This is a genomic window from Paracoccus benzoatiresistens, assembly GCF_026913015.1.
GTDB lineage: Bacteria > Pseudomonadota > Alphaproteobacteria > Rhodobacterales > Rhodobacteraceae > Paracoccus > Paracoccus benzoatiresistens.
This window is the reverse complement of the sequence record NZ_JAPTYD010000128.1, coordinates 1-2,718: the sequence shown is the minus strand read 5'-3', so window position 1 is coordinate 2,718 and position 2,718 is coordinate 1. Positions and strand designations below refer to the sequence as shown.

Genomic DNA, 2,718 nt, shown 5'->3' with positions numbered 1-2,718 from the left:
TTTATCGCCGTCATGGGCGCCTCGAACATGACCTACGCCGAGGCCACCTGGAGCCAGGCGCTGCCGGATTGGATCGGCGCTCATACCCGCGCCTTTGCTGCATTTGGCGCGGTGCCGGCGCTGGTGGTCTCCGACAACCTGAAGTCCGGCGTGATCCGGGCCTGCTTCTACGAGCCCGAGATCAACCGCAGCTATGCGGAGATGGCGGCGCACTACGGGACGGCCATCCTTCCGGCGCGGCCCTACAAACCGCGCGACAAGGAGCAGACATCACGATGCACCTTGTTGGAGTGGTTGAGCGACAATGAGTTTGGGTTGGCGGCCACCATAGCGACTGCCGACGCCTTTTTCGAGTCTGACGTTGCCTGGCGGTTCGTACAAGTATCGATGATTGGTGGCGTATCGATGGCGCGTGAGAATGCCCTTTCGCCCGAGTTGGTGAATGGTCGAAACGCACACGCCGAGCTGTTGGGCTACTTCCTTCCCGGTGAGCATGCCACTCTCGCGCAGCCGTTCATACCGGCTCTTCAAAGCATAGGTGCGGCGCACGAGCATGACCTTCTTCAGCGTGAAGGGTTCGCCGCGCCAGTTGCGATGCCCGAGTTCGTTGAGACGAGCGGCGATCTGCCGGTCGTTGGCGGTCTCCAGAAGCTCGTTAATCAACGCCACGACCTGTGCCGGCGTCTTGCGTATCACTGACATAGGCCGGGGTCTGGTCACCGACAGGCTCTGCGTGCGCCCGCCGCGCCAACGGATATGGATGTTGACCTCATTGTCGACGATCAGCGTCACGTCTTCGATGAGAAGACCAAGCATGCGCTTGCGTTCGACGGCACCTGTGCGCTCGTCGTTCCAGATGCGCGGGAAATCTGCGGCCAACGCCCTGATGCGCTGCTGCGCTGGCTCGTCCAGTAACGAGCGGTCGGCCTCGTTCTGGCGTTCGTGCTCGCGCTGGAGCGCATCGAGGTCTCGCAGTCGTGCGTTCCAATCGGCTTCCAGCGCGTCGGCGACGAGGCGGTTGTCCGGATCGACCTTCAGGTAGCGCCGGCGGGCAAGCTCAGCCTCATAGCGGGCGCGTTGCAGCTGCGTGCTGCGCAGCGCTGCAGCTTGCTCCACCCGGCTGACAATCTCCTGCTGCACGGCAAGCGCGACATCGATCGCCGCCGGTGCCATCGCCTCCAGCAGCAGCGCGCTCACCGCCTCGTCAACCGGTGTGCCGCGCACCCACTGGCAGTTCTTGCCGGCGTGCCGCACGACGGCTTCGTTGCAGACATAGTAGGGACGCAGCCGTCCCTCGAACGGCTCGTAATGCACCCGCATGCGTGCACCGCAGCGGCCGCACAGCAGCCGCCCCTGCAACAAACCATTGCCCTGACGGGGCATGCGACCGCGCAGGCCGGGTGAAAAGCCGGTCGCGTTCTGTGCCAGGGCTGTCTGATTGCGCTCGTACTCGGCCCAGGGAATGTAGCCTTCGTGGGCCTCGGGGATCAGGACCTGCCAGTCGGATCTCGCCACGCGCAGTTGCACGGGCTTAAGCTTGGCATTGTAGGTGGTGCGTGTGCGTCCATAAGCGAAGGCGCCGGCATAACGCGGATTGTGCAGGATCTGGAGCACGCGGGAATGGTCGATCTTGTTCCACAGGACGTCGCCCTTGCCGATGCCGCGACGGATACGCCGGGGAAAGAGGATCTTCTCGCCCCGCAGGCGGCGCACGACGGCGCAGGCCGAGCCGGTCTCGCGGAAAGTATCGAACAGGAGCCGCACGGTGTCCTGGATCTGCCGGTCGGGATCGAGCACGACCCGCAGGTCAGGGGTGTAGATCAACCCGATCGGCAGCGGCATCTCGAGTTCGCCGCGGCGCGCCTTGTTGAGGATCCCGCCTTGCAGCCGCGACTTCAGGATGTGCAGTTCGGCCTCACTCATCGTTCCCTTCAAACCCAGCAGAAGCCTGTCGTTGAAGCTGGCCGGATCGTAGACACCGTCTTCGTCCATGATCAGCGTGCGTGACAGCGCCGCCAATTCGATGAGCCGGTGCCAGTCGGCATTGTTGCGGGCCAGGCGCGACACTTCCAGCCCCAGCACGATCCCCGCATGTCCCATCGCGACTTCGGTCACCAGGTGCTGGAAGCCGTCGCGATCCTGCGCCTGCGCTCCGGAACGGCCAAGGTCGCTATCGATGACGTGGACACGTTCGACCGGCCACCCTAGCGCCACGGCGCGATCGCGCAAGGCGTATTGCCGTTTGGTGCTCTCGGTGTTCTCGAACACCTGGCGAAGAGAGGACTGGCGCACGTAAAGGAAAGCGTCACGGCGCAAATGGTCGGTGTCGACCTTCATGGCGGTGTCAGTAGACATGGTTCCCTCGCATCTCTGCCGCCAGCACCATGTTGGCGAGCATGTGAACGAACTGGCGATCTTGAGCGACAGCCCGGGACATGGGCGCGGGTTCCGGTCGCCGTTGCGTCGGCTGAGAAGGCTGGGGATCCGCGATCAGCACTGCCAACCCCTGCCAAAGGCCATGGAAAACGATGGCGCCCATATCCTTGGCGCAGGCCCTGCCGCACAGGACCGCGGCGCGCAGGGCCTCATAAAGGTCGTTGCTGCGGTTCGGAAGCGTCGGGGGAAGGGCATGGGCCTCACCCTTTTTTTTTGGGGATGTCCGCATATCGTGTTGGTCTCTCAGGACGCCTGAATGACGTCAGCCGGTTGAAGTCCCGC

General features: G+C 63.8%; 1 protein-coding gene and 1 pseudogene. One reads left to right on the top strand and one right to left on the bottom strand.

Annotation, left to right across the window (positions count from 1 at the left end; all coding sequences use genetic code 11):
- Positions 1–261 (top strand): annotated as a pseudogene (locus tag OU682_RS23660) (DDE-type integrase/transposase/recombinase); the annotation flags it as partial.
- Between the two features lie 9 nt (positions 262–270).
- On the opposite strand, the gene OU682_RS23655 reads toward OU682_RS23660, so the two are convergent.
- Entirely contained in the window at positions 271–2,337 is a 2,067-nt protein-coding gene (locus tag OU682_RS23655; protein WP_268944629.1) for a recombinase family protein, read from the bottom strand.
- Between the last annotated feature and the right edge of the window lie 381 nt (positions 2,338–2,718).

What these genes read in the sequence shown, in the direction of transcription:
- OU682_RS23655 (WP_268944629.1), bottom strand. Translation starts at nt 2,337, where the DNA reads ATGAAGGTCGACACCGACCATTTGCGCCGTGACGCTTTCCTTTACGTG.